Consider the following 22,508-nt stretch of genomic DNA (forward strand, 5'->3'; position numbering starts at 1 on the left):
CATGATCGACAAGATCGTCGGATCAGTGGAAGCAGCGCTCGGCGACGTCGCCGATGGCGCGGTGGTGCTGGTCGGCGGCTTCGGCGAGGCCGGCACGCCGAATGCGCTGCTGGCAGCACTCCTGGCACAAGGCGCGCGCGGGCTGACCGTCGTTACCAACAACGCCGGCGTCGGCGAGGGCGGCCTCGCAGCCCTGCTCAAGGCCGACCGGGTAGCCAAGCTCATCTGCTCGTATCCGCGCTCGGCCGGCTCGGTCGTATTCGAGGAGGTCTTCGCGCGCGGCGCACTCGAACTTGAACTGGTGCCGCAGGGAACGCTGAGCGAGCGGATACGCGCAGGTGGTGCCGGCATCGGCGGGTTCTATGTCCGCACCGCGGTCGGCACGACCCTCGCCGAGGGCCGCGAGACGCGCGTGATCGACGGCGAGGCCTACCTGTTCGAGCAACCGATCAAGGCCGACCTGGCGCTAATCCACGCCGAGCGCGCCGACCGCTGGGGCAACCTCACCTACCACGCGGCCGCACGCAATTTCGGCCCCGTCATGGCCCCGGCGGCAAGGCGCACCGTCGCCGAGGTCCGCGCCCTGGTGCCGCTCGGCGCGCTCGATCCGGAGCACGTCATGACACCCGGAATTTTCGTCGACTGGGTCTGGCGGAACCCGAAGGAACCCACACCATGACCGACATCCGTAACCGCATCGCCCGCCGTGCCGCAGCCGACCTGCCGGAAGGCGCCTACGTCAATCTCGGCATCGGCATTCCCACCCTGGTCGCCGACCATTGCCCGATCGACCGCGAGGTGATCTTCCACAGTGAAAACGGACTGCTCGGTGTCGGACCCGAACCGACATCGGAGCAGCTCGACCCGGAACTGATCAACGCCGGCAAGCGCGCCGTCACGCTGGTACCGGGTGCCGCGATCTTCCACCACAACGACGCCTTCATGATGATCCGCGGCGGCCATATCGACTACGCCCTGCTAGGCGCCTTCCAGGTGGCCGAAAACGGCGACCTCGCCAACTGGATCACCAACGGCAACACCCGCGCCCCCGCAGTCGGCGGCGCGATGGACCTGGCCGTAGGCGCGCGCAATGTCTGGGTCCTGATGGAACACACGACGCGAGAGGGCGCCCCGAGAATCCTCGAACGCTGCACCTTTCCGCTGACCGCGCAGAGCGTCGTAAGCCGGATCTACACCGAGCTTGCGGTGATCGACGTCGAGAACGGCCTGCGGCTGCGTGATCTGTCCCCGGGGGTCGGGTTCGATCAGGTGCAGGCACTCACGGGCGTACCGTTGCTGCGTTAGGGCCGTCATAATGTGGTGTGCAAGCGCGGTCTGCCGAAACTCGCTGTCAAGGCCATCCTCAACTACTGAGGCACCTACGTGCTCGAACGTCACCGCGAAAAACCCCAGAGCTTACGACATGGTGGCTTTAGGTAGAGACCGCCGCATCCCTTCAAGCAAACCCAGCTTCCGCTTTGCGACTCATGTCGGTTTTCCACCCAACTGTTATACTACTGCGAAGTGGACGCCCTTCCATACAGCGAGGCGCTGCTATCAGGGATCGCAGGCGTCCACTCGCCTTGTGATTGCGGCTGTTCAGCACTCACTTGAAATCGGAAAGTCTCGGTCAACTGCGACACAGCCGCGTCCAGGAGCCGGGTCGGTCTGCCCGCAGCAACCAGCCATTTACTCCAGCCAGCTCAGGAACAGGGTGGCATGCCTTGCTTCACCCCAAGGAAGCTCTCCCAACATTGAGGTTAAAATATAATGCCGGTAATTAAGGACGAGGTTTTACAGGGCCACCTACGTCAATATCCACATGAGCGAGAGCTCCTGATACCATTCTTATCAAACTTTGACGTGAACAGCGGATATGCCCGTAGAGCCCACAACACTCAAATCTCGGCCTACGTCTTACGAGGCGACAATGACATAAAACAGCAGTTTGGCATCGTTGCCGAGGTCCTTCTGATCGTCTCTAACTTTCCTCTACTCCAGCCGAGAACACTCCAAGCCGTGGAGCAAGTGATGCATGAGCCGCCAGCGGGTGGCCGTGTGGATCCAACAGTTTTCTTTCTAATCACTCCCGACGACAGTGCACTCAGGTGGATCAAAAACCGGGTTCTAGAAAATTCTCAGTCAAGAATACCCGTTGTTTTTACCACAAGGCAAATATCTACGGAAGCAAACGACCGGTATTTTATAAGGCGCCAAGTTTCAGAACAGCTCTTTTCAAGAAACCTTTTCAACGATCAACTTCCACTTGTAAACGACCTAACTTTTGTTGGCAGAGACGGTCAGGTGACCGAGGCTCTTACCGCTATCAAGCAGTCCCAGAACCGCGGGCTATTTGGTCTACGAAAGACAGGGAAAACTTCAGTTCTTTATAAGGTAAAGCGACTGGCTGATCGGGACGGGATGGTAACGCTTTACTACGACTGTAAGGATACAGAATTCCGTAATCTTCACTGGGATCAATTCCTCGAACGGATCATAAAGGATCTCTCAGCAACTTTGCCCAAGAAGCGATCAAGTGATGATGGCGCACAGCATGTCTCTGGTCGCTTTAAAAGCATCGTAAAATCAGTCGCAGCACGAGCGAAGATTTGTATCATTTTCGATGAGATTGAGTGGGTTTCGCCACTCGCCAAGATCGACCTTCACTGGCATACTGAGTTTATAAATTTTTGGCAGACTATGTGGACGACCCAGAGTGAGTTGCGATGCATCGCCTTTCTCATTGCGGGTGTTAACCCTACCGTTGTTGAAGCTGATACATTTTCAGAAATGCAGAATCCAGTCTTTAGCATTGTACCGCCGCAGTACATAACTGGGCTTAGTCAGCGCGAGGTCGGAACGCTTATCAATCATATCGGCAAATGGATGGGTTTGACATTTGAAGAGGATGCAGTGGAATACATCGCTGCTCGTTACGGCGGACACCCGCTTCTTACGCGCATGGCATGCTCCCATTTGCACACGTTCATTGAGCAGCGAGGTACCAGACGTCCAGTAAGGGTATCGGCGAAAGTTCTTAAGCTCACAGAAGATGACAGGGAGGCGGATATCGCTCTATATTCCAGGCATGTCGTCTCAGAGCTCGGCAGCTTTTATCCCATGGAATATCAAATGCTCGAGACCCTTGCCGCAGGCAACGTCGCGGAGTTCTTTGAGCTGTCAGAAGGAAAAGATTATACTAGACACCTTCGTGGTTATGGGCTGATAGATGTTTCGTCAAGAGCGAAGCCAATAATCAAGATTCCTATGATTGGTCGTTATATTAATGAAGTACGTTCAGGACGAGAGGGCGAGGCCCCAGGTCCACAGCTCGTTCACCAAGGTCATCGTAACGTATGGCTTAAGGATCGACTCGCAAGAATCACGATTGATACAAGACAAGTGGAGCGCGTAGCCCATGAGAAAGGCCTCGCGAGGCTTTACGGAGAAAACGGCTTTCCCGAAGCAGAACGCTTTGCGGCACTCTCTGTTTGTATAACGATGGCGGATTTCGAACATTTCATTAATGTCTGTAACCGTTGCTTCGTAGAACCAGTGGAAAACCGAGGGGCTGCTGCGGGCAAGAGGTCGTACTTTTGGAAAGACATACAGGAGGCTTACCCGGAACTGTTTCAGGCGCTTCTTCGCACAAAGTTATACCGGCACGACAAAATGCATCTCATGCTCAAAAAGAATGTTGAAGATCAACTAAGGTCGTTTATTGAAAAAGACTTCATGGGGTTGGCACCAGAGCAGACGTCAGATCCACCATTTGCACTACAGCAGATGGTCGTCAATGGTCTTTTTATAGCGCTTCAGGCTGAGTTGGAGCGCCTCACCTGAGAAGACATTTGGTTTGTTGTCGCAGACGGTCGGAATCCAACAGATTCGCGGCTAGGTGTCCATGAAAGCAATAGGCGCCGTTGCGCTGCAGTGAAAACGGCTAGACTTGTCCAGTGGCTTGAGGAATCGGGAATAGGTCAGTGACTTGCTTAAACTGCACCGCTCCAGTCGCTTGATGTCGCGGCCGGCTGAGGCAGGCCGATGTTGGCGTGCAGATGGCTGAGTGCTTGGCCGGTGTGTCCGACGATCATCTCGGCGACGAGTGCGCGATGGCAGGTGGTGTGATCGCGCTCGAAGCAGAGTAGGCAGGCGGGTCGTTCGACAGCCAGGGCGCGGGCTTCTTCGAGTGCGCTCTGTGCGCGGTCGCCCTGCATATGGGCGCGGAAGATCCGCTGCATGGTGGCGGTATCGCCGCGGCGGGCGGCGTCGCGGCCGTCTTTTGGGGTGCCGAGGGGCTGGAGATGAATGTAGTCGATGCCGGCTTCCGCCAGGCCGCCGGCGAGGAGGCGCTTGGAGAAGCCGGGGCGTCTGGAGGCAGCGATGGCGCGTACGTCGATGAGCAGCTTGGTGCCGGCTTCGACGAGCGCGTCTCGGACCTCGGGGAAGCGGGCCGATTGGTAGCCGATGGTCAGCAGCGGGATTGCGGTCATAAGGTTGAGTAGGATCGTGCCGTCTTCGTGCAGGGTCAACTTGTAGGTTTTGATGGCGCAGTCGGTGTTGAGGCCGGCACCGGTGCGCAGGTCGAAGAGGCGGTCGTGCAGGGGGCACATGACAGTGTTGGTGCCGGTCAGGCCGTCGGCGAGGGGACCTTGTTTGTGCGGACAGTCGGGTTGGGTGGCGAAGATGCCGTCGCGGGTGTGGAACACCGCGAGGTGCGTGCCGGCGGCCTCGATCAGGCGGCCCTCGCCTTGCGGGATTTCGGCGAGGTTCGCGATCGGGACCATCACTTGGCGCCTGGCAGCAGCACGTCGCTGAACTGGTTGGCGGTGCGCGGGGTGGTGGCCTCCTGCCATGGGTCGCGGGTGGCGTCGATGGCGCGCTGCATGGCGGTGTCCAGGCCGGCGACGAGGGCGTCGCTGTCGTCGATCAGGACGGCGCGTAGGCGGTCGATGCCGATGCGTTCGACGAAGCTGTAGGTGCGCTCCTTCCATTTTGCGTGTTCGCGGTAATACTGGATGAAGCGGGCGCTGATCTGCATGACTGCGTCTTCGCCTTCGACGGTGCAGAGCACGTCGCCTTTGCGGACGTGGGCTCCGGCGGCGCCGCCGACATAGATCTCCCAGCGGTCGTGGCCGACGGCGACGGCACCGAGGTCCTTGACCATCGCCTCGGAACAGTTGCGCGGGCAGCCGGCGGTGGCGAGCTTGAGCTTGGCCGGGCTGTCGATGCCGCGGAATGTCTTCTCGATCCTGGTGGCGAGGCCCATGCTGTCGCCAAGCCCGAAGCGGCAATAGTCGGTGCCGATGCAGCTCTTGCAGGTGCGGTAGCTCTTGCCGTAGGCGTGGCCGGACGGCATGCCGAGATCGGCCCAGATTTTTGGCAGGTCCGCCTTGCTGACGCCGACCAGGTCGATGCGCTGGCCGCCGGTGAGCTTGACCAGGGGGACGTCGTACTTGCGCGCGACCTCGCCGATGCGGATCAGGTCTTCGGCTGTGGTCACGCCGCCGGGCATCTCGGGTATGACCGAGAAGGTGCCGTCGTGTTGGATGTTGGCGTGCACACGGTCGTTGATGACGCGGGCGTCGCGTTCGTCCTCGTGGCCTGCGGCGAGGACGCGAAAGACCGGCGAGACCGAGCGAAGATTTTGCTGGTGCGCTGCCACAAACCGCGCAGGGCCTCGTCAGCCGGAATTACACTGAGCTTGCGGTCATCGACTTCGAGTGCGGCCTGCGGCTTCGCGACCTGTCGCCACGGGTCGGGTTCGATCAGGTGCAGGCGCTTCACCGGCGTGCCATTGCACCGTTAGGGTCCGCCTACTCACGGTCAGGACCTGAACGGGGAACCTGTTGGCGTCCGTTCCTCGACGCCGACATTCTCCGATGAGACCCGCCGGCCGCTGGTCCTTGCTCCGATGCAGCCGGCGCCTCATCCTGAACTGATCAACGTCTGAGCAGCGATCCATGGGTTCCTCTCTTCGCCGCGCCCGCTTGCCCGTGACGATCTCCGATGTGGAGACGTTCCTGGCGGTCGCGGACCTGGGGAGCTTCAGCAGGGCCGCGGAACAGCTGAATGTCACCCAGCCTGCAGTGACCGCGCGAATTGCACGGCTTGAAGCGATCCTGGGCGTCTCGTTGATCCGGCGCACCTCGCGCCGCTTGTCGCTGACGAGGCAGGGCGAGCGCCTGCGCTTCGGGGGCGAACGAGTGATGGTCGAATGGCATATGCTGCTGGACGCTTTCCAGCCGCGCGGGAGCCGAGCGGCGGCGGTCGTGGTGGCCTGCACCGGTGGCGTGGCGGCGCTGTTCATGCCTGACCTCCTGCGCGCGTTTGCCGGCGAGCACACGGGGATCGAAATAAGGCTGCGCGATCTCGCGCCGCCCAAGGCCCTGGAAGCCGTTCGCCAAGGCAAGGCCGACCTGGCGATCATGGCGGCTGGGGGCCAATCCGAGGGCCTTCGGTTTACCCCGCTGGTCGAGGATCACTGCGTCGTGGTGGCACCTCTCGGCCATCCGGTGCTAGGGCGCGCGACGACAACCCTGGCCGAAGTGCTGCGGCACCCAATCCTCATGGCGGACCAGCAGGTGACGCTGAGGCGGACCATCGAGACCTTGGCGGAGGCACGTGGGCTGAGCCTTCGTCTCGCTGACGAAGGCCGCAACGCGTCCTCCGTCTTCGGCCTCTTCAGCATGGTGGCTGCTGGTTTTGGCTTGATGCTGCAACCGAAGAGCCTGGTGCGGCTCAGCCTCGCCATCCCGCTTTCGACCGTCTCGATCTCGGATGCGCGCATTGAGCATGCCTATGGGCTGGTCACGCCAGAGTCCGGAACGTGCGCGCAGGCCGTTCAGACCTTCGCCGCGTTCGCCGCCCTCTACGCCCGCAAGCAGGTCAATGGGGCTGATCCATAACGAGCGTTTATAGATGAGAACGCGAGTTGCGATTGGTGTCTGGCCGCGCGGCGAGCGACACTCGTGCCATTGAGCAGCAAGGAGATGACTTCAGTGGCCGATGACATTGGTATGCGTTCAAGCCGCGCAAGCTGGACGGCGGCGGAGCTGGCCGCGGATTCGAGCTGGAAAATCGATTTTGACGACAGCGCGCGCGATGACCTTCTGCAAGAGCTGCATCGGCTCTTCGTCCCGGGCAAGCCGCTCATTGCGTATGACGCCAAGGACATCGATCTGGGGCGGGCAACGGCGCCGGTTTCGCGCGCCATGCGCGAGGCCCTCGCTGGTCGAGGTGTGGCATTGCTCCGACGGCTGCCGCGCGAAGGGCTCAGCGAGGAGCAGTTCGCCTTTCTCACCTGGATGACTGGCCTTCAGCAGGGTGTTCCGCGCCCGCAGAACAAAAACACCCAGTACCTATCCGCCGTCCGCGACATCGGGACCGATTACAGGTCACCAACGGGCCGCGGCTATTCCTCCAACGCCGAACTCGACTTCCACATCGACGGCGCCGATATCGTCGCCCTGACCTGCTACAATGTCGCCAGGCACGGTGGGCTGAGCACATTGGTAAGCAACGGTGCAGTCTATAACGCCTTGAAGCGGGATCATCCCGACCTGCTCCCGTTGTTCTTCGAACTCTATCATTTCAGCCTGCAGGGGGAGCAGCCCGCCGGCGCGCCGCCGAGCGTGCGTTCGCCTATCTTCATGGAAGCAAACGACAACATCTTCATCCGCTGGGTGCGGAACCGCGTCGAGTCCGCACAGACCTTGGAGGGTGTACCGAAACTCGACGATCAGCATTGGCATGCCCTGGCGACCCTGGACGAGGTCATCCGGCGGCCGGAGCATGTGGCCAGCATGATGCTGGAGCCTGGGGACATGCAAATTCTCAACAACTATCGCTGCCTGCACTCGCGCACTGAATTCCAGGATTTCGAGGAGCCGGAGCGTAAGCGTCTGCTTTTCCGACTTTGGCTTTCTGTCCCGAATGGCGAACAGCTTCCGCAATCCATTGCGGGCGACGCAGCACTCGCACCGCCGAACGTGGTTCGCGGCGGTATGCTTGGCCAGAAATATGACGAGGCGTGCCAGGCGTTTGATGAACGCCAGGCGGCGTTTCACAACATGGTTCTGCCAAAGCGGCGGTCCGCGGCGGCGTAAGCGACATTGTCTGCCCCGGAAGGCGACATCCGGCTTGGCCTCTGCCTATCCGATCAGGGATATGAGACGTTGCAGGTTCGGCTGCGCCTCCAGGGCACGACACAAAGCGATTACCTCGTCCACCGCGTTGCTTGAGAGGATGGATCGGGTGAGGTGCCGGAACTTGCGCTCCACCTTTGCCTGTTGCGCATCGAGGTCGGCGAGCGGCTGAGACACGTCGCTCGTGCGGACCAGGGTTCGTCCGTCCTTGAGAACCACTTCCACGCTCGACGCACGCCCTGTCTGGGTCGGATCGATCATGACGCGATCGCGGAGCGCTACCAGGTCCGCTCTCCTCGCCGTCGCGTCACTGAACAGGGTTTCGTCGAAGGTGTCCTCGCCGGCCAGGGCCATGGCCGCCGTCATGCGCAGCGAAAACTTGCATTCCAGCCCGGTCGCCGGTTCGGCGATGTTGCAGATCCGCAGATAATCCCGCGGTACCCGCACCGTCACCCGCTCGATTGCCGCGGGCAGAACCGTCTCTTCGATCCGCAGCATGTTGGCGGCTTCGATGGTATCGTGGGTCAGGTAACAGGCGGCGTGATACTTGAAGAGCGCCTGAGCGATCCAGGGCATGTTCCGTTCGGCCAGGGCGCCGTCGAGATCGACCGTCGTCGATGCGGTGTCGGCGAAGCCCTGCGGCGATCCCAGGGTGTCGGGATCGCTGGTAAAGCCTCGGGCGGCCAGGCGCGCCGCCAAGAGGCCGTTCTGCGCCGCCTTGCCGGCGTGCAGAGGCTTGCACATGGTGCCGATGGACGCCTTGAGCCCCGCCGCCTGGGTGGCGGCGATCCCGAACGCGTTGGCGATCGTCCGGGGATCGCTCACGCCCAGCAACCGACAGGCCGCCATGGCCGCGCCGAAGGTTCCGAACGTCGCGGTGCCGTGCCAGCCACGCGCATAGTGGGATGGCCCCATCAGATGCGAGACCCGGCACTCGGCTTCGACCCCAACGATGAAGGCCGCGATCACGTCCTGGCCCGAATGATTGCCGTGCTCGGCAAGCGCAAACACCACGGGCGCCACCGGCACGGTCGGGTGCCCCATGGGGATGATCACGTCATCGAAATCCAGCGCGTGCCCCATCGCGCCATTGATCAGCACCGCGTCGTCGATCCGCAAGCGGGTGGACCGACCGAGCACCGCGCAGCCGTCAGGCCGGTTCGGGAGCGCCAGCTCATCCATCAGGATGTTGACCAGCGGCTCGTGGCGGCCGGCCAGCGACACGCCGATCCAGTCCAGCAGGCATTGCTTGGCGACGGCCGCGGCGGCGACCGGCGGCTCCTGTGCCGACAAGGCGTCAAGCCGCGTGATCAGACGCGCCGTCGGCGTTGCGGCCTCGATCTGCGATTCAGAACGGACGGCGGCTTCCGACATCGGTCAACTCCCCGAGTGCGAGACGATATCGCCGCCCCTGCGGCGCTTATTTCGCGGGGCGATGCCGATGGCGTGACGGTGAGCGTCAACTGCGTGCAGCATCGCGGTGCCTGAATTGCAAATATGGTTGCGCATCATACGTTCCGCCAAGTCGCCATCCTGGGCCAGGATGGCGTCCGCGATCAGCGTGTGCTCGCGGGCCGAGACCTCGGCATAGGCCGGCTCCATAAGCTGATGGTAATGAAACCGGTAGATCGGCAGAACCAGTTGGCGAGACTGTTCCCGCAGCCGCTCGTTCCGTGACATCTCATAAATCAGCTCGTGAAACTTGTGATTGTGGCCGACATAGTCATTGCCCTGCCGAATGAGAGGCGCCATCTCCGCGACCAGGCCACGCAGGCGCCGGCTGTATTCGCCGTCGGCGACGTGCTGGGCTGCCAGCCTTGCCGCCAGGCCTTCCAGGACCTCGCGAACCTGGAAAATCTCCGACACGTCCTGCATGTTGTACTGGCGAACCGCGGCACCCCGGTTGGGCGTGATCTCAACGAGACCCTCCCCGGTCAGCCGACGGATGGCTTCACGGACGGGCCCGTTGCTGACATCGAGCAACTTCGTGACGTCCGCGACAACAAGCCTTTGGCCCTGCGCCAGCCGCCCGTCACGTATGGCGTCACGCAGCGCACGGATCGTGTATTCGACGACGGATTCCGCGGGCGGCGTGGTCATGTCATCCGGCATGGCAGTGACTGTACCGTTTGTACCACCCGCAGCCAAGTGCGCCCCCGCCAGCATTACAGGTGAAAAATCGCCCGAAGGAAGACCAGATCCCGTTTTTGGCGGTCGTAGGCGAACACCTCGTGATCCCAGTGGGCTTCAAGGAATATGTGACTATTCACGTTGTAGGTCACGAGCGGGCCGACAGCAAAGGTCTCACCGAAATTGCCAGGACCGAAATTGGTCAGATCCAGCGTCTGCGGCGTCAGGTTCGTATCCACCTCCTTGCCGAACTGGGTATCGTGGCCGATCTGCCTGTAGTAATACCCGCCGATGCCCAGGCCAAACTTTCGCGAAAAATGCTGCTGAAACACGTAGCCGAGGTAGTATTCAGAACCGGACTTGTAGTGCGTCGCCTGATTTTGCGAGTTGATTGAGAGGCTGGTGTTGAGGCTGATCTCCTGTCCAGTCTTGTTCAAATAGGTGAACTCCAAAGCGGGCCTGTAGCTCCAGTAGTTCAGACCGACGTTGTTGACGGAACTTACGCCATAGCGACCAGTGGGTGCGGTGAAGTCGAACGGCGCCACGATGAAATTAAAAGGCGTGTTTGGCACGGTGAAGCCGACAAAGAGCGGAACCACGGTGATGTCACCCAAGGCACCGACGTCGTTCCCAGACCGTTCCGGGATGCCGAACGCGTCGCTCAGCACGACGCGGGAGTTCGCGACAAAATCGTATGCGGCAATACCGAACGTTCCGTCGATATAGGGGATCTTGTAATCCGGAACATAAGCCAGGGACACGATGTTGGCTTCGGCCGTCGCACGGAACTTGATCGGGAAGGTTCGCTGACCCAGGTTGATGGCATCCTTGTTGCCGTTCCGATCATCAAACTCGTTTGAAGTCACGACCGAGACATCATCGCGAAAGTAGAGCCCTGCCGGCGGGGGCAGGCCCGCGAGGACGTCGATATAGCCGAAATCGGCATGCGAGTTGCCATTCTCCGTGGCGTGCGCCGTGCACGCGAGGCAGACGAACAGGCTGCAGGCGGCAGCCAGGCGAAAACGTGAACTCATCTCGACGTTCCTCCACCGCGGTAATCTCGCGGAGATCTCTTGTTGGTCTGGTTCAAAGATATGCGTGTTGGTCACACAGCAGCCGGCGTGCGGTCTCGCGAGAACTCCGCGGGGACAAAGGCGGTCCCTTCCATGATCCGTCGCGAGGTCCGGCTGAACCCGAGATTGTCAAACGCTATGAACGGCGCTGTCGTGGTCGTCCGTGCCTGCACGTTCACCGGCATGACCCCCGACGGATGCCCGATCAGCAGGACTTCGGCATCCTGCCGCACGGTGAGCTGGTGAACGACGGAGCCGGGGATGCGCGAGGCCGCCGCCAGACAGATCGAACCGGTCCCTGCAATGGATTCGTGCAGTGAGCCCAGAAAGATCAGATGCACCCGAACATCCATCTCCTCAGCACCGATCTGCAAGCCGTTGATCGTGCGGTAATCGACGGGGGCGCTCATCAACCCCAGCATGGGCAGGCCGGGGGACTTTGCGTCCGCCGCGTGCCAGTGCTCCGCAAAGCCGAACAGCACCGCGGCCTTTGCCCGCACTTCGCGGACCATGGCGAGCAGCGTTTCGTTCGCGTTGATCTCCGGCGCGGCTTCGTTGCCGGTCAGGCCGAACTCAGACCCGCGCACCCACACGCAGGGGTTTGCCGCGTCGCAGATCGTGGCCGCGACGTGCCGCCCATCCTCCAGGACGATCGTGTCGACGGGGTTTCCCGTGGGAAGCAGCAGCCCTGTCTTCGCCCCGATGGTCGCCACCCAGTTCATCTTGATCTCGGCGCCCGTGCCCGGGACACCCGGGATTGCGTAGTCGCCGTCGACAATCGTGCGGCCGTCCTGGGTCGGCACCTCGGCGATGAGCAGCATGCGTGTGTTGGTGTTGAAGATACGGACCTTCGTCAGGCCCTCCTCCGCGGGCACCAGCCCTTCGTCGATACAGAACGGCCCGACGCCGGAGGAGATGTTCCCGCAGTTCCCGTCATAGCCAACCTTACCGGTGGTGATGTCGACCTGGGCAAATGTATAGTCGATGTCGGCATCCTCTCGAGCCGAGCGGGCCACGATCGCGATTTTCGAAGTGATAGGCCGGGCTCCCCCGAGGCCGTCGATCTGCAGCGCATCGGGCGATCCCATGAGCCGCGCCAGCAGACGGTCGCGCGGCACTCCAGCTGCGGGCAAGTCCCGTTCGAGCAGGTACAGGCCCTTGCTGGTGCCGCCTCGCTGGATCACCGTGCGGATCGAAGCCTGGTTCGACATGCCTGTCTTCATGAGACGCCCTCCGTTGCAGCGGTGATCCCGCCCTGATTGTCGTCCGTTATCGTCATCCGGGCGGGTCGGGCCCACGGCCTGGCTATAAGCCCTGCCCCAGATCCCAGATCCAGGGCCGCCCAAGCCTGTCCGTCGCTTGCCAGGCATCGATCTCCGCGGTGTTTTTCATCGTCAGCCCGATGTCGTCCAGCCCCTCCAGCAAGGCGGTGCGGCGCAGCGGATCGACGGCGAATGCGTGCTCGGCGCCGGACGGTGCGACAACCAGTTGTCGCGCCAGGTCGACAACGAAGTCCTGGGTGTGCGTCCCGGCCTGCTTGGCCAGGTCCAGTATGACGGCTTCTTCAAGCTTGATCGGCAGCAGCCCGTTCTGGAAGCAGTTGGCGTAGAATATGTCGCCGAAGCTTTCGGCAACGATGCAGCGCAGCCCCATGGCCAGCAGCGCAGTGACAGCCGGCTCGCGCGAGGAGCCGCAGCCGAAATTCGGCCCTGCCAGCAGGATGGGCGCCGCGCGGTAGCGCGGGACGTTCAGCACGCAGTCGGGGTTTTCACGCCCGTCGGGGAGGTACCGGAGCGCCTCCAAGGCGTAGCGGCCAAGCTGGGCGGCATCACCGGTCGTCAGCCGTTCGATGCGGATGATGACGTCCGTGTCAATATTGGCGAGCATCAAAGGTGCGGCCGGCCCGCGGACGGTGGTGAAGGGCTGCATGGTCTCAGATCCGCCGCACATCGACGATTGCGCCCGCGATCGCAGCCGCCGCCGCCATCGCGGGGCTCGCCAAATGGGTTCGGGCGCCGGGGCCCTGGCGGCCGACGAAGTTGCGGTTCGACGTCGCGACCGCGCGCTTGCCGGGTGGCACGACCTCGCCATTGGCCGCCACACACATGCTGCAACCCGGCTGCCGCCACTCGAAGCCGGCGTCCAGGAACAGGCGGTCCAGCCCCTCGGCCTCGGCCTCGCGTCTGACCGCGACAGAACCCGGCACGACCCAGGCGGTGACGCCATCGGCCACGTGCCGGCCACGCGCGACGGCGGCCGCGGCGCGCAGGTCGGTGATGCGCGAATTGTTGCACGAACCGATGAACACCACGTCGACCTTGGTGCCGGCGAGCGGCTTGCCGGGCCGCAGTCCCATATAGTCGAGGGCCGCGCGACGGTTGTCGCGCACAACATCGTCCGCCTCGGCGTCAGGATCGGGGATCAGCCCATCCACGGCCATGGTGTGGTCCGGACTGGTGCCCCAGGTCATCGTCGGCGCGATTTCGGCGACATCGACGACGACTTCGCGGTCGAATGTTGCGCCCGCGTCGGTCCTCAGCGCCCGCCACGCCTCGACCGCACGGTCGAAATTTTCGCCTTTGGGCGCGAACGGCCGGCCGCGCAGGTAGGCGAAAGTCGTCTCGTCCGGCGCGATCAGGCCGATCTTGCAACCGAGCTCGATCGACAGGTTGCAGATCGTCAGCCGTCCCTCGATGCCCATCGCCTCGATGGCACTGCCGGCATACTCGATGGCGTGCCCCACGCCCCCGGCCGCGCCGACCCGCCCGAGCAGGTGCAGGATGATGTCCTTGGGCGTGACACCGACGCCCGGCGTGCCGTCCAGGCGCACGCGCATGCGCTTGGGCTTGCGCTCGCGCAGGGTCTGTGTGGCCAGCGCGTGGCTGCTCTCGGAGGTACCGACACCGAACGCCAGGGCTCCGAGCGCGCCATTGGTGCAGGTGTGACTGTCGCCACAGATCAACGTGGCACCGGGCAGAACGAGGCCAAGCTCGGGCCCCATGACATGGACGATGCCCTGGCCCTCCTCGCCAAGATCGAACAGGCGGATGCCAGCATCTCGGGTCAGCAGCCGAAGTCCGTGCCATAGGCGGGCGGTTGGCGCGTAGGTGTCGCCAGTGCGGTCCGGTGCGCTGGAAACGGCATGGTCCGGGGTCGCGAACACGAGTTCCGGGTGTCGCACCGCGATGCCGCGGTCGCGCAGCGCCTTCAGCGCCGGCGGCCCCGACAGATCGTGCAACAAATGTCGGTCGATATGCAGCAGAGCCCAGCCGTCGCCCAGGTCCCGGACAACGTGACGATCCCAGATTTTGTCGAAAAGCGTCGACGGCATCTCCGCCTTCTCCGTCATCGATTTGAGGCGGCACCAGTGTCGTAGTGCCGGCGCAGCGCATCCCATTCATCGGCGCCGAACCGTCGAAATGAGTCCATCACCGTAGCACCTGGAGGTGCTGCGTTGGGACGGCCAGTCACACGGAATTCCCGGAGTGCCGCGTCCACCGAGGGGATCACCTCACGCAGGCAGATGCCGGGCAGGATCGCCAGCCGAAAGCCCATATCCTGGGCGTCGCGCATGTCGATGGCAGGCGTGAGGCCGCCGGGCACCACGTTGAGCAGGCAGGGCCCCTCAACCCGTTTGGGGACGGCGGCCAACTCGTCGAGCGTGCGAGGAGATTCCACAAAGGCCATGTCCGCGCCCGCCTGCAAGGCGAGGTTTGCGCGTGCTATGGCCTCATCCAGCCCGAGAACGGCGCACGCATCGGTCCTGGCGATCAGCACGAAGTCCGGATCGCGCTTGGCGGCGACCGCGGCACGGATCTTAGAGACGAACTCCTCGCGCGAGGTCACCTCCTTGCCGGCCAGATGGCCGCAGCGTTTGGGAGCGACCTGGTCCTCGATGTGTATGGCGGCAGCGCCGCGCGCCTCGAACTCGCGCACGGTGCGGGTCACGTTCAGCTCATTGCCATAGCCGGTATCGGCGTCGGCGATCACCGGGACACCGACCGAACGCAATAGCACGGCGGCGTTGTCGACCATCTCCGTCAGGGTCAGCAGGCCGTAATCGGGATAGCCGCGCGCGGCCGACGTGCCGGCTCCCGTCATGTAGACCGCCGGAAAGCCGGCCTGCTCGATCAGGCGCGCGGTAATGCCGTCATAGGCACCGGGTGCCAGGACGATCGTACTTCCCCGAAGACTGTCCCGAAGCTGCAGCGATCTGGTCATGGAGCCTCACTCGGTTCGGAAAACCTTATAGCATCATACTTTATTAAAATATAGAGCAGACGCATACAGGATGGTGCGTCGCTCGGCCGCCCGCCGAGCCGTCGTGCTATGGCGCGACGGGCTCGGGCATGTCGATGGCGGCGTGCAGATGGTGCATGGTCTGGCCGGTGTGTTCGACGATCATCTCGGCGACCAGGGCGCCCGGGCTCGGTCGCCATGCACGTGGGCGCGAAAAATCCCCTCCATGGTACTGCATTTGATGAGCGCCTCGGGGAACCGGGCGGACTGGTAGCCGATGGTCAGAAGCGGGAAGCCGGTCATGTGGCCAGCAGGATCGTGCCGTCCTCTTGGAGGGTCAACGCATAGGTCTTTATCGCGCAGTCGGTGTTGAGGCCGGCGCCGGTGCGCAGGTCGAAGAGGCGGTCGTGCAGGGGGCACATGACCGTGTTGGTGCCGGTCAGGCCGTCGGCGAGGGGGCCTTGTTTGTGCGGACAGTCGGGTTGGGTGGCGAAGATGCCGTCGCGGGTGTGGAACACCGCGAGGTGCGTGCCGGCGGCCTCGATCAGGCGGCCCTCGCCTTGCGGGATTTCGGCGAGGTTCGCGATCGGGACCATCACTTGGCGCCTGGCAGCAGCACGTCGCTGAACTGGTTGGCGGTGCGCGGGGTGGTGGCCTCCTGCCATGGGTCGCGGGTGGCGTCGATGGCGCGCTGCATGGCGGTGTCCAGGCCGGCGACGAGGGCGTCGCTGTCGTCGATCAGGACGGCGCGTAGGCGGTCGATGCCGATGCGTTCGACGAAGCTGTAGGTGCGCTCCTTCCATTTTGCGTGTTCGCGGTAATACTGGATGAAGCGGGCGCTGATCTGCATGACTGCGTCTTCGCCTTCGACGGTGCAGAGCACGTCGCCTTTGCGGACGTGGGCTCCGGCGGCGCCGCCGACATAGATCTCCCAGCGGTCGTGGCCGACGGCGACGGCACCGAGGTCCTTGACCATCGCCTCGGAACAGTTGCGCGGGCAGCCGGCGGTGGCGAGCTTGAGCTTGGCCGGGCTGTCGATGCCGCGGAATGTCTTCTCGATCCTGGTGGCGAGGCCCATGCTGTCGCCGAGGCCGAAGCGGCAATAGTCGGTGCCGATGCAGCTCTTGCAGGTGCGGTAGCTCTTGCCGTAGGCGTGACCGGACGGCATGCCGAGATCGGCCCAGATCTTCGGCAGGTCGGCCTTGCTGACGCCGACGAGGTCGATGCGCTGGCCGCCGGTGAGCTTGACCAGGCGGACATCGTATTTGCGCGCGACTTCGCCGATGCGGATCAGGTCTTCTGGTGTGGTCACGCCGCCGGGCATTTCGGGAATGACCGAGAAGGTGCCGTCATTCTGGATGTTGGCGTGCACACGGTCGTTGATGAAGCGGGCATCGCGCTCGTCCTCGTATTCGCCGGCCCAGATTATGATCAGCAGCGAGGCCAAGGCGGGCTTGCTTGCGGCGTCCTCGATGCCTGCGGCGAGTGCGCGAAACACCGAGGAGACCGAGCGCAGATTTTGCGCGCGTATGGCATCGACGAGCTGCGGCTTGGTGAGCGGGATCGTCGGCACGTAGTAGTGGATGGACGGGTCCTCCTCGACCGCGCCGCCGGCGAACCATTCCACCACCTCGCCGACGAGGGACTTGCACGAGCCGCAGCCCATGCCCGCGCGGGTTGCGGTCATCACCGCCTTGACGGTTTTCGCGCCCGACTTCATGCAGGCGCCGATCGCGGCCTTGCTGACGCCGTTGCAATTGCAGATCTGCTGGTCTGCCGGCATTTCGTCGAGGGTGATTTTCTGCGCGGGCGCGCCGAGATCGAACAGCAGGCCGAGACGCTCGTCGGGCAGCCGGCTGTCGCGGTCGAAGGCCTGCATCAGGTAGGCGGCCTTGGAGATGTCGCCCATCAGGATGCCGCCGACCAGCCTGCCGTCGCGCACGATGAGTTTCTTGTAGGTGCCGCGAGAGGGTTCGGTGAACTGGATGACCTCGTCATGCGGCTCGGTCGCTTCGGTGATGCCCATCGAGGCGAGTTCGATGCCGGCGACCTTGAGTTTGGTGGCGAGCTTGGAGCCGTGATAGGCGGCGTCAAGATTGTTGCCGGTGAGCTGGTCGGCGAACACCCTTGTCTGGTCCCAGATCGGAGCAACCAGGCCATAGACCTGGCCGCGATGTTGCGCGCATTCTCCGACGACGAAGATGCGCCGGTCGTCGAGGCTGCGCATGTGGTTGTCGACGACGATCGCCCGCTCGACCGTGAGGCCGGCGCGCTGGGCCAGTTCCGCGTTCGGCCGGATGCCGGCTGAGATCAGCAGCATGTCGGCTTCCAGGGTGCCGCCATCCTTGAAGCGCACACCGCGCATACGATCGTCGCCGAGCACGGCTTCGGTGCTGCGGCCGCAATGCACGACGACTCCCATCGCCTCCATCGACTTGCGCAGCATCGCACTCGCGGGCTGGTCGAGCTGCGCATTCATCAGATGTCCCGGCAGATGCACGACATGCACGGCACAGCCGTGATTAAGCAGGCCGCGCGCCGCCTCCAGGCCGAGCAGGCCGCCGCCGAGTACGACCGCGATTTTGCTGCGTCGGGCGCTCTCGGCGATCCGCGCGCAGTCGTCGATGGTGCGCAGTGCGTGTATGCCGTCGCGCAAGGCGCCGTCTGTGTCGAGGATGTTGGCGATCGGCGGGATAAAGGCGCGGCTGCCGGTGGCGATCAGGAGTGCGTCGTAGTCCGCCTTGATGCCGGTCTCTGAGGTCACGACGCGGGCGGCGCGATCGATCTCGCGGACTGCGGCACCATGATGCAGGGTAATGGCGTTCTCTTCGTACCAGTCCAGCGGATTGATGGTGATCTCGCTGCTGTCCTGGAGGCCGGCCAACACGTCGGACAGCATGATGCGGTTGTAGTTGCCGTAGGGTTCGGCGCCGAACATGGTGATGTCGAACATGGCGGCACCGCCGCGCGCCAGGACCTCCTCGACGGCGCGTGCGCCGGCCATGCCGTTGCCGATGACGACGAGCTTCTGCTTCATGGCGATCATCTCCATCAGATTTCCATCAGGCCCATGTCGAGCACGACGACGCTTGACAGGCCGGCGGGTGCTGCGATCCGCACCGCGAGCTCGGTGTCCGCGAACAAATCCTCGACGACGGCGAGCGAGACGTGCGCATCGGATTTGGCGCCGACCGGAAACAGCCGCATCGGCGTGCCGTTGCGCATCAGCACCAGCACGATCAGCTCGCCCGACGCATTGCCGGCGCGCAGATAAATCAGTTGCGCGCGCTTGTCGCCGGGCACGCGGTATGGTGCCAGCCCTTCGAGGGTGATCGGTGTGTCGAAGCCGGCGCCGGAGAAGTTGAAAATTCCCATAATCGTGCGTGGGATGGATTCGATCATGCTGTGGTCCTTTGCAAGGGAGCCGCTTCAAGCCGTACGGCGCAGAGCTTGTATTGAGGAATCTTGGAGATCGGGTCGATCGCGTCGCTGGTCAGCCGATTGACGCTGGCCTCGCCGCCCCAGTGGAACGGCACGAACAGCGTGTCGCGTCGGATGTCGCGGGTCAGACGTGCGCGAAAGACGCCGCTGCCGCGCTCGGTGGTGAGAAGCGCGCTTGCACCCTCGATAATGCCGCTGAGCGAGGCGGTGTCGGGATGGATTTCGACGAAGACGCTAGGCTCGGCGTGCGCGAGTTCGGGGACGTGCCGGGTCTGCGCGCCGGTCTGATACTGCGCGAGGACGCGCCCGGTTGAGAGATAGAGGGGGAATTGCCTGTCGGTCATCTCCGACGCGGCGCCTGCTTTGGCCGCGCAGAAGCGGGCGCGTCCGTCGTCATGGCCAAAGCGGCTGAGGAACATGCGACGTGCGTCCGGCGCGTCCGCGTCGCGCGAGGGCCAGAACACGCCGTCCTCGGCTGCGATGCGCTCCAGGGTGATGCCGCCATAGTCGGCGATGCCGCCGGCGCTGGCGCGACGCAGTTCGTCGTAGGCGGCCTCGGGGTTTGCCGGGATGTGGCGGGCGCCGCCGAGCCGCTTGGCGAGACCGGCGAGGATGTCGATGTCGCTGCGCACGCCCTCGGGCGGGATTGCGGCTTGGACGCGCCGGATCACCCGGCCTTCCAGGTTCGTCATGGTGCCGCTCTCCTCGGCCCATTGCGTGACCGGCAGCACGATGTCGGCGCGTTTGGAGCTTTCGCTGAGGAAATGATCGCAGGCGACGAACAGCGCGAGCCGGTCCAGGCGTTCGGCGAGGCCCCTGGACGCCGGGGCGCTGACCAGCAGGTTGGAACCCATCAGCAACAGCGCCTGGATGCCGCCCGGTTCGGCCAGCGCTTCGATCATCGCGGTGGCGTGCAGCCCAGGCGGCGGCAGCGTGTCGGGGTCGATGTCCCAGATGCGGGCGATTTCCGCGCGGTGTTGCGTATTGTCGAGCCGGCGGTAGCCCGGAAGCTGGTCGCTCTTCAGCCCGTGCTCGCGGCCGCCCTGGCCGTTGCCCTGTCCGGTCAGGCAGCCCCAGCCGCAATGCTTGCGGCCGGCGTGGCCGAGGGCGAGGGCGAGATTGATGAAGGCGAGCGCGTTCTGCACGCCCTGGCTCTGCTGCTCGGTGCCGCGTCCGGAGAGGATGATCGCGGTCGCCGCCTCGCCCAGCATGTGCGCCGCCTGCACGATTTGCGACGCCGGAACGCCGGTCTCGCGCTCGACACGGTCGGGCCAGTAGGCGGCGGCACCGCGCCGGACCGCCTCCCAGCCGGTGGTGCGTTGCGCGATGAAGGCATGGTCGATCAGCCGGTCGCGTATGGCCACGTGCAGCAGGCCGCGGGCGAGTGTCGCGTCGGTGCCCGGGGTCAATTGCAGATGCAGGTCGGCGAATCTCGCGGTCGCGGTGCGACGCGGGTCGCTGACGATCAGCTTGCCGCCACGGGCGCGCTGCGCGTCGAAATACTGCATGAGCGGCGGCATCGTCTCGGCCGGATTGCCGCCGGTGATCAGGATGGCCTCGGCGCCGGGAAGATCTTCGAGCGGGAAGGGCAGGCCGCGATCGATGCCGAAGGCGCGCACGCCCGCCACCGCCGCCGCACTCATGCAGAAGCGGCCGTTATAATCGATGTTGGCGGTGCCGAGCACGACACGGGCGAACTTGCCGAGCAGGTAGGCCTTCTCGTTGGTCAGACCGCCGCCGCCGAACACGGCGATGGCGTTTTTGCCGTGCTGGGCCTGGATGGACGAGATGCGCTCGGCAATGCACTCGATTGCCGTGTCCCACGAGACCGGCCGCAGCGGCGCATCCTTGCGGGCACGCGCGAGCGGTGTGGTCAGGCGGTCGGGATGGGTGAGCAGGTGCGCTGCCGTCCAGCCCTTGCGGCATAGGCCACCCTTGTTGGTCGGGAAGTCGCGTGCCTGGACCGACCAGGCGCCTGATGCCGCGCGCTCTAGGGTCATGCCGCATTGCAGGGCGCAGTACGGGCAATGCGTGTCGGTGCGCGGCAGGATCACGCGGCAATCCCGACAGGGACAGGCTGCCGGCGTTCGGCGATGGCTTGGTCGTAGAGCGCGGCCTCGGTCCGCTTGTGCGCGAGGCTGAAGCGTACGCACAGCGCGCAGAGCGAGCAGGCCAGCACGATCAGCCCGAGATCGAACAAAGCGGTCGGCAGGTTGCCGGTGGCCTTGAGCAGAAAGCCGGCGCCGACGCCCCCGGCATTGCCGCCGGCGCCGATGATGCCCGCGACACCACCCAAAGCCTTGCGGTCGATGAAGGGGGCGAGTGCGTAGATCGCCCCGCAGGCCATGTGGGTGAACAGACCGAAGGCCAGCATCGCCGCGATCGCGGCCCCGACCGCGTGCATGCTGGAGAAGGCCAGCAGTCCCGCACCTTCGCCCAGCATCAGGCCGAACAGCAGCAGGCTGCGGCCGTCCAGACCGAAGACCCGCGCGACTCGGTCCGACGCGATCCCGCCGAGGGCGCGCGCGAACAGCGCCAGCAACCCGAAGCTGCCGGCGGCGAGGCCGGCATCCGTCAGAGAGAGACCGAAGCGCTGGACGTAGTAGCTCGCCGCAACCCCGTGGATGAACAGTTCGATGCCGAAGCAGGCGCCATAGGCGATTGCCAGCATCCAAACCCGGTAGTTTGCACTCGCGCGGATGAACACCGCCCGGCCGCCCTGCTTGCCGGTCTCGACACTGATGCCCCTGCGGCGCAGCTCGGGCACGTTGCCTTCGGGCGTGTCCTGGGCGTAGCGCCAATACAGCACCGCCACCACCAGCATCAGTGCGCCAGGCACCGCCATCGCCATCCGCCAGCCCAGCGCATGCTGCACGCCCAGGCTGACGAGTGCTGCCAGGATCAACGGCATGATCCCTTGCGCCGCGCCACCGCCGGCATTGCCCCAACCGCCAACGGTCGCGTTGGCGGTGCCGACCACGTTCGGCGCGAACATCACCGAGGTGTGGTACTGGGTGATGACGAAGCTGGCGCCGATTGCCCCCGTCGCCAGGCGGAAGATCAGGAAGCTCTGGTAGGAGTGCGCAAACGCGATCCCAATCACCGGGATCGCGCCAAGGGTGAGCAGCGCGGTGTAGGTTATGCGCGGCCCGTAGCGCTGGCAGATCGGTCCGATGGCAAGCCGCACCAGGATGGTAATGCCGACCGCGGCGATGTTTATGTTGGCGATCTGGGCGGCGTTCAGATGCAGCTCGCCCTTGATCACCGGCATCAGCGGTGCGACCGCAAACCAGGCGAAGAAGCAGACGAAGAAGGCGAGCCAGCTCAGATGGAACGCGCGCATCTGCGGCGTGGCCAGGCTGAACAGGGTGATCCTGGAGGCTTTCCGGGACATGATGGCGACCTCTGCAAATCGGGTTCCGGACGACCCGGGACCGAGTGGCACAGGCTACCCACGGCAATGTGGACAGGACCCGCA

General features: G+C 64.0%; 20 protein-coding genes. 6 read left to right on the plus strand and 14 right to left on the minus strand.

Annotated elements, in window-relative coordinates:
• Window position 1: 1 nt before the first annotated feature.
• The 3 genes from ACQY4K_RS16005 (at window position 2) to ACQY4K_RS16015 (ending at window position 3,843) form a co-directional block, all read left to right on the plus strand.
• Window positions 2–679, plus strand: a complete 678-nt coding sequence (locus ACQY4K_RS16005) for a 3-oxoacid CoA-transferase subunit A (RefSeq protein ID WP_428391183.1) — start codon at window positions 2–4, stop codon at window positions 677–679.
• The gene (locus ACQY4K_RS16010; protein WP_428391184.1) at window positions 676–1,305 is read left to right on the plus strand and encodes a 3-oxoacid CoA-transferase subunit B; all 630 of its coding nucleotides are present in this window, start codon (window positions 676–678) and stop codon (window positions 1,303–1,305) included. The genes ACQY4K_RS16005 and ACQY4K_RS16010 overlap by 4 nt, the downstream gene beginning before the upstream one ends.
• Window positions 1,306–1,863: 558 nt before the next feature.
• Window positions 1,864–3,843 (plus strand): hypothetical protein, encoded by a 1,980-nt coding sequence (locus ACQY4K_RS16015; RefSeq protein ID WP_428391185.1) that lies wholly within the window; start codon window positions 1,864–1,866, stop codon window positions 3,841–3,843.
• 149 nt (window positions 3,844–3,992) lie between these two features.
• Here the strand turns inward: ACQY4K_RS16015 and ACQY4K_RS16020 are convergent, their stop codons facing one another.
• Together ACQY4K_RS16020 and ACQY4K_RS16025 are read right to left on the minus strand one after the other, a co-directional pair.
• Window positions 3,993–4,787, minus strand: coding sequence for a DUF488 family protein (locus ACQY4K_RS16020; protein WP_428391186.1), 795 nt, complete (start codon window positions 4,785–4,787; stop codon window positions 3,993–3,995).
• Entirely contained in the window at window positions 4,787–5,665 is an 879-nt protein-coding gene (locus tag ACQY4K_RS16025) for a hypothetical protein (protein WP_428391187.1), read from the minus strand. Before ACQY4K_RS16025 ends, ACQY4K_RS16020 begins: the two co-directional genes overlap by 1 nt.
• A gap of 298 nt (window positions 5,666–5,963) precedes the next feature.
• On the opposite strand from ACQY4K_RS16025, the gene ACQY4K_RS16030 reads away from it, so the two are divergent.
• Both ACQY4K_RS16030 and ACQY4K_RS16035 read left to right on the plus strand, forming a co-directional pair.
• A complete protein-coding gene (locus tag ACQY4K_RS16030) occupies window positions 5,964–6,908 on the plus strand; it encodes a LysR family transcriptional regulator (protein ID WP_428391188.1) in 945 nt (314 codons plus the stop codon).
• 69 nt (window positions 6,909–6,977) lie between these two features.
• The gene (locus tag ACQY4K_RS16035) at window positions 6,978–8,108 is read left to right on the plus strand and encodes a TauD/TfdA family dioxygenase (RefSeq protein WP_428391189.1); all 1,131 of its coding nucleotides are present in this window, start codon (window positions 6,978–6,980) and stop codon (window positions 8,106–8,108) included.
• A 45-nt stretch (window positions 8,109–8,153) separates the two neighbouring features.
• Here the strand turns inward: ACQY4K_RS16035 and ACQY4K_RS16040 are convergent, their stop codons facing one another.
• The 7 genes from ACQY4K_RS16040 to ACQY4K_RS16070 all read right to left on the minus strand — a co-directional run bounded on the left by ACQY4K_RS16040 (window position 8,154) and on the right by ACQY4K_RS16070 (window position 15,571).
• Window positions 8,154–9,521, minus strand: a complete 1,368-nt coding sequence (locus ACQY4K_RS16040) for an MmgE/PrpD family protein (protein ID WP_428391190.1) — start codon at window positions 9,519–9,521, stop codon at window positions 8,154–8,156.
• Window positions 9,522–9,524: 3 nt separating this feature from the next.
• A complete protein-coding gene (locus ACQY4K_RS16045) occupies window positions 9,525–10,247 on the minus strand; it encodes a GntR family transcriptional regulator (protein WP_428391191.1) in 723 nt (240 codons plus the stop codon).
• Window positions 10,248–10,312: 65 nt separating this feature from the next.
• Window positions 10,313–11,311 carry a SphA family protein gene (locus ACQY4K_RS16050; RefSeq protein ID WP_428391192.1) on the minus strand — a complete coding sequence of 333 codons (999 nt, stop codon included), beginning with the start codon at window positions 11,309–11,311 and terminating at the stop codon, window positions 10,313–10,315.
• Window positions 11,312–11,382: 71 nt separating this feature from the next.
• Window positions 11,383–12,573: a 2-methylaconitate cis-trans isomerase PrpF family protein gene (locus ACQY4K_RS16055; RefSeq protein ID WP_428391193.1), complete on the minus strand. Its 1,191-nt coding sequence runs from the start codon at window positions 12,571–12,573 to the stop codon at window positions 11,383–11,385.
• A gap of 82 nt (window positions 12,574–12,655) precedes the next feature.
• Window positions 12,656–13,279: a 3-isopropylmalate dehydratase small subunit gene (gene leuD, locus ACQY4K_RS16060; protein WP_428391194.1), complete on the minus strand. Its 624-nt coding sequence runs from the start codon at window positions 13,277–13,279 to the stop codon at window positions 12,656–12,658.
• 4 nt (window positions 13,280–13,283) lie between these two features.
• On the minus strand, window positions 13,284–14,681 hold the full coding sequence (gene leuC, locus ACQY4K_RS16065; RefSeq protein ID WP_428391195.1) for a 3-isopropylmalate dehydratase large subunit: 1,398 nt from the start codon (window positions 14,679–14,681) through the stop codon (window positions 13,284–13,286).
• A 14-nt stretch (window positions 14,682–14,695) separates the two neighbouring features.
• Window positions 14,696–15,571 carry an isocitrate lyase/PEP mutase family protein gene (locus ACQY4K_RS16070; protein ID WP_428391196.1) on the minus strand — a complete coding sequence of 292 codons (876 nt, stop codon included), beginning with the start codon at window positions 15,569–15,571 and terminating at the stop codon, window positions 14,696–14,698.
• Window positions 15,572–15,641: 70 nt separating this feature from the next.
• Between ACQY4K_RS16070 and ACQY4K_RS16075 the strand changes: the two genes are divergently transcribed.
• Window positions 15,642–15,863 (plus strand): hypothetical protein, encoded by a 222-nt coding sequence (locus ACQY4K_RS16075; RefSeq protein ID WP_428391197.1) that lies wholly within the window; start codon window positions 15,642–15,644, stop codon window positions 15,861–15,863.
• Between the two features lie 25 nt (window positions 15,864–15,888).
• Here the strand turns inward: ACQY4K_RS16075 and ACQY4K_RS16080 are convergent, their stop codons facing one another.
• The 5 genes from ACQY4K_RS16080 to ACQY4K_RS16100 are packed head-to-tail and all read right to left on the minus strand — an operon-like array spanning window position 15,889 to window position 22,424.
• A complete protein-coding gene (locus ACQY4K_RS16080; RefSeq protein ID WP_428391198.1) occupies window positions 15,889–16,185 on the minus strand; it encodes a Rieske (2Fe-2S) protein in 297 nt (98 codons plus the stop codon).
• Complete coding sequence (nirB, locus tag ACQY4K_RS16085) at window positions 16,185–18,626, minus strand: nitrite reductase large subunit NirB (RefSeq protein WP_428391199.1); 2,442 nt, start codon at window positions 18,624–18,626, stop codon at window positions 16,185–16,187. The genes ACQY4K_RS16080 and nirB overlap by 1 nt, the downstream gene beginning before the upstream one ends.
• Before the next feature lie 14 nt (window positions 18,627–18,640).
• Window positions 18,641–18,991: a hypothetical protein gene (locus ACQY4K_RS16090; protein WP_428391200.1), complete on the minus strand. Its 351-nt coding sequence runs from the start codon at window positions 18,989–18,991 to the stop codon at window positions 18,641–18,643.
• Window positions 18,988–21,084, minus strand: coding sequence for a molybdopterin oxidoreductase family protein (locus ACQY4K_RS16095; protein WP_428391201.1), 2,097 nt, complete (start codon window positions 21,082–21,084; stop codon window positions 18,988–18,990). Before ACQY4K_RS16095 ends, ACQY4K_RS16090 begins: the two co-directional genes overlap by 4 nt.
• The gene (locus ACQY4K_RS16100; RefSeq protein WP_428391202.1) at window positions 21,081–22,424 is read right to left on the minus strand and encodes an MFS transporter; all 1,344 of its coding nucleotides are present in this window, start codon (window positions 22,422–22,424) and stop codon (window positions 21,081–21,083) included. The genes ACQY4K_RS16095 and ACQY4K_RS16100 overlap by 4 nt, the downstream gene beginning before the upstream one ends.
• Window positions 22,425–22,508 lie beyond the last annotated feature (84 nt).

Source organism: Lichenicoccus sp. (genome assembly GCF_965276875.1).
Taxonomy (GTDB): Bacteria; Pseudomonadota; Alphaproteobacteria; order Acetobacterales; family Acetobacteraceae; genus Lichenicoccus.

What these genes read in the sequence shown, in the direction of transcription:
- ACQY4K_RS16005 (WP_428391183.1), top strand. Translation starts at nt 2, where the DNA reads ATGATCGACAAGATCGTCGGATCAGTGGAAGCAGCGCTCGGCGACGTC.
- ACQY4K_RS16070 (WP_428391196.1), bottom strand. Translation starts at nt 15,571, where the DNA reads ATGACCAGATCGCTGCAGCTTCGGGACAGTCTTCGGGGAAGTACGATC.
- ACQY4K_RS16090 (WP_428391200.1), bottom strand. Translation starts at nt 18,991, where the DNA reads ATGATCGAATCCATCCCACGCACGATTATGGGAATTTTCAACTTCTCC.
- ACQY4K_RS16055 (WP_428391193.1), bottom strand. Translation starts at nt 12,573, where the DNA reads ATGAAGACAGGCATGTCGAACCAGGCTTCGATCCGCACGGTGATCCAG.
- ACQY4K_RS16045 (WP_428391191.1), bottom strand. Translation starts at nt 10,247, where the DNA reads ATGACCACGCCGCCCGCGGAATCCGTCGTCGAATACACGATCCGTGCG.
- ACQY4K_RS16050 (WP_428391192.1), bottom strand. Translation starts at nt 11,311, where the DNA reads ATGAGTTCACGTTTTCGCCTGGCTGCCGCCTGCAGCCTGTTCGTCTGC.
- leuC (WP_428391195.1), bottom strand. Translation starts at nt 14,681, where the DNA reads ATGCCGTCGACGCTTTTCGACAAAATCTGGGATCGTCACGTTGTCCGG.
- ACQY4K_RS16020 (WP_428391186.1), bottom strand. Translation starts at nt 4,787, where the DNA reads ATGGTCCCGATCGCGAACCTCGCCGAAATCCCGCAAGGCGAGGGCCGC.
- ACQY4K_RS16010 (WP_428391184.1), top strand. Translation starts at nt 676, where the DNA reads ATGACCGACATCCGTAACCGCATCGCCCGCCGTGCCGCAGCCGACCTG.
- ACQY4K_RS16100 (WP_428391202.1), bottom strand. Translation starts at nt 22,424, where the DNA reads ATGTCCCGGAAAGCCTCCAGGATCACCCTGTTCAGCCTGGCCACGCCG.
- ACQY4K_RS16030 (WP_428391188.1), top strand. Translation starts at nt 5,964, where the DNA reads ATGGGTTCCTCTCTTCGCCGCGCCCGCTTGCCCGTGACGATCTCCGAT.
- ACQY4K_RS16040 (WP_428391190.1), bottom strand. Translation starts at nt 9,521, where the DNA reads ATGTCGGAAGCCGCCGTCCGTTCTGAATCGCAGATCGAGGCCGCAACG.
- ACQY4K_RS16075 (WP_428391197.1), top strand. Translation starts at nt 15,642, where the DNA reads ATGGTGCGTCGCTCGGCCGCCCGCCGAGCCGTCGTGCTATGGCGCGAC.
- leuD (WP_428391194.1), bottom strand. Translation starts at nt 13,279, where the DNA reads ATGCAGCCCTTCACCACCGTCCGCGGGCCGGCCGCACCTTTGATGCTC.
- ACQY4K_RS16080 (WP_428391198.1), bottom strand. Translation starts at nt 16,185, where the DNA reads ATGGTCCCGATCGCGAACCTCGCCGAAATCCCGCAAGGCGAGGGCCGC.
- nirB (WP_428391199.1), bottom strand. Translation starts at nt 18,626, where the DNA reads ATGAAGCAGAAGCTCGTCGTCATCGGCAACGGCATGGCCGGCGCACGC.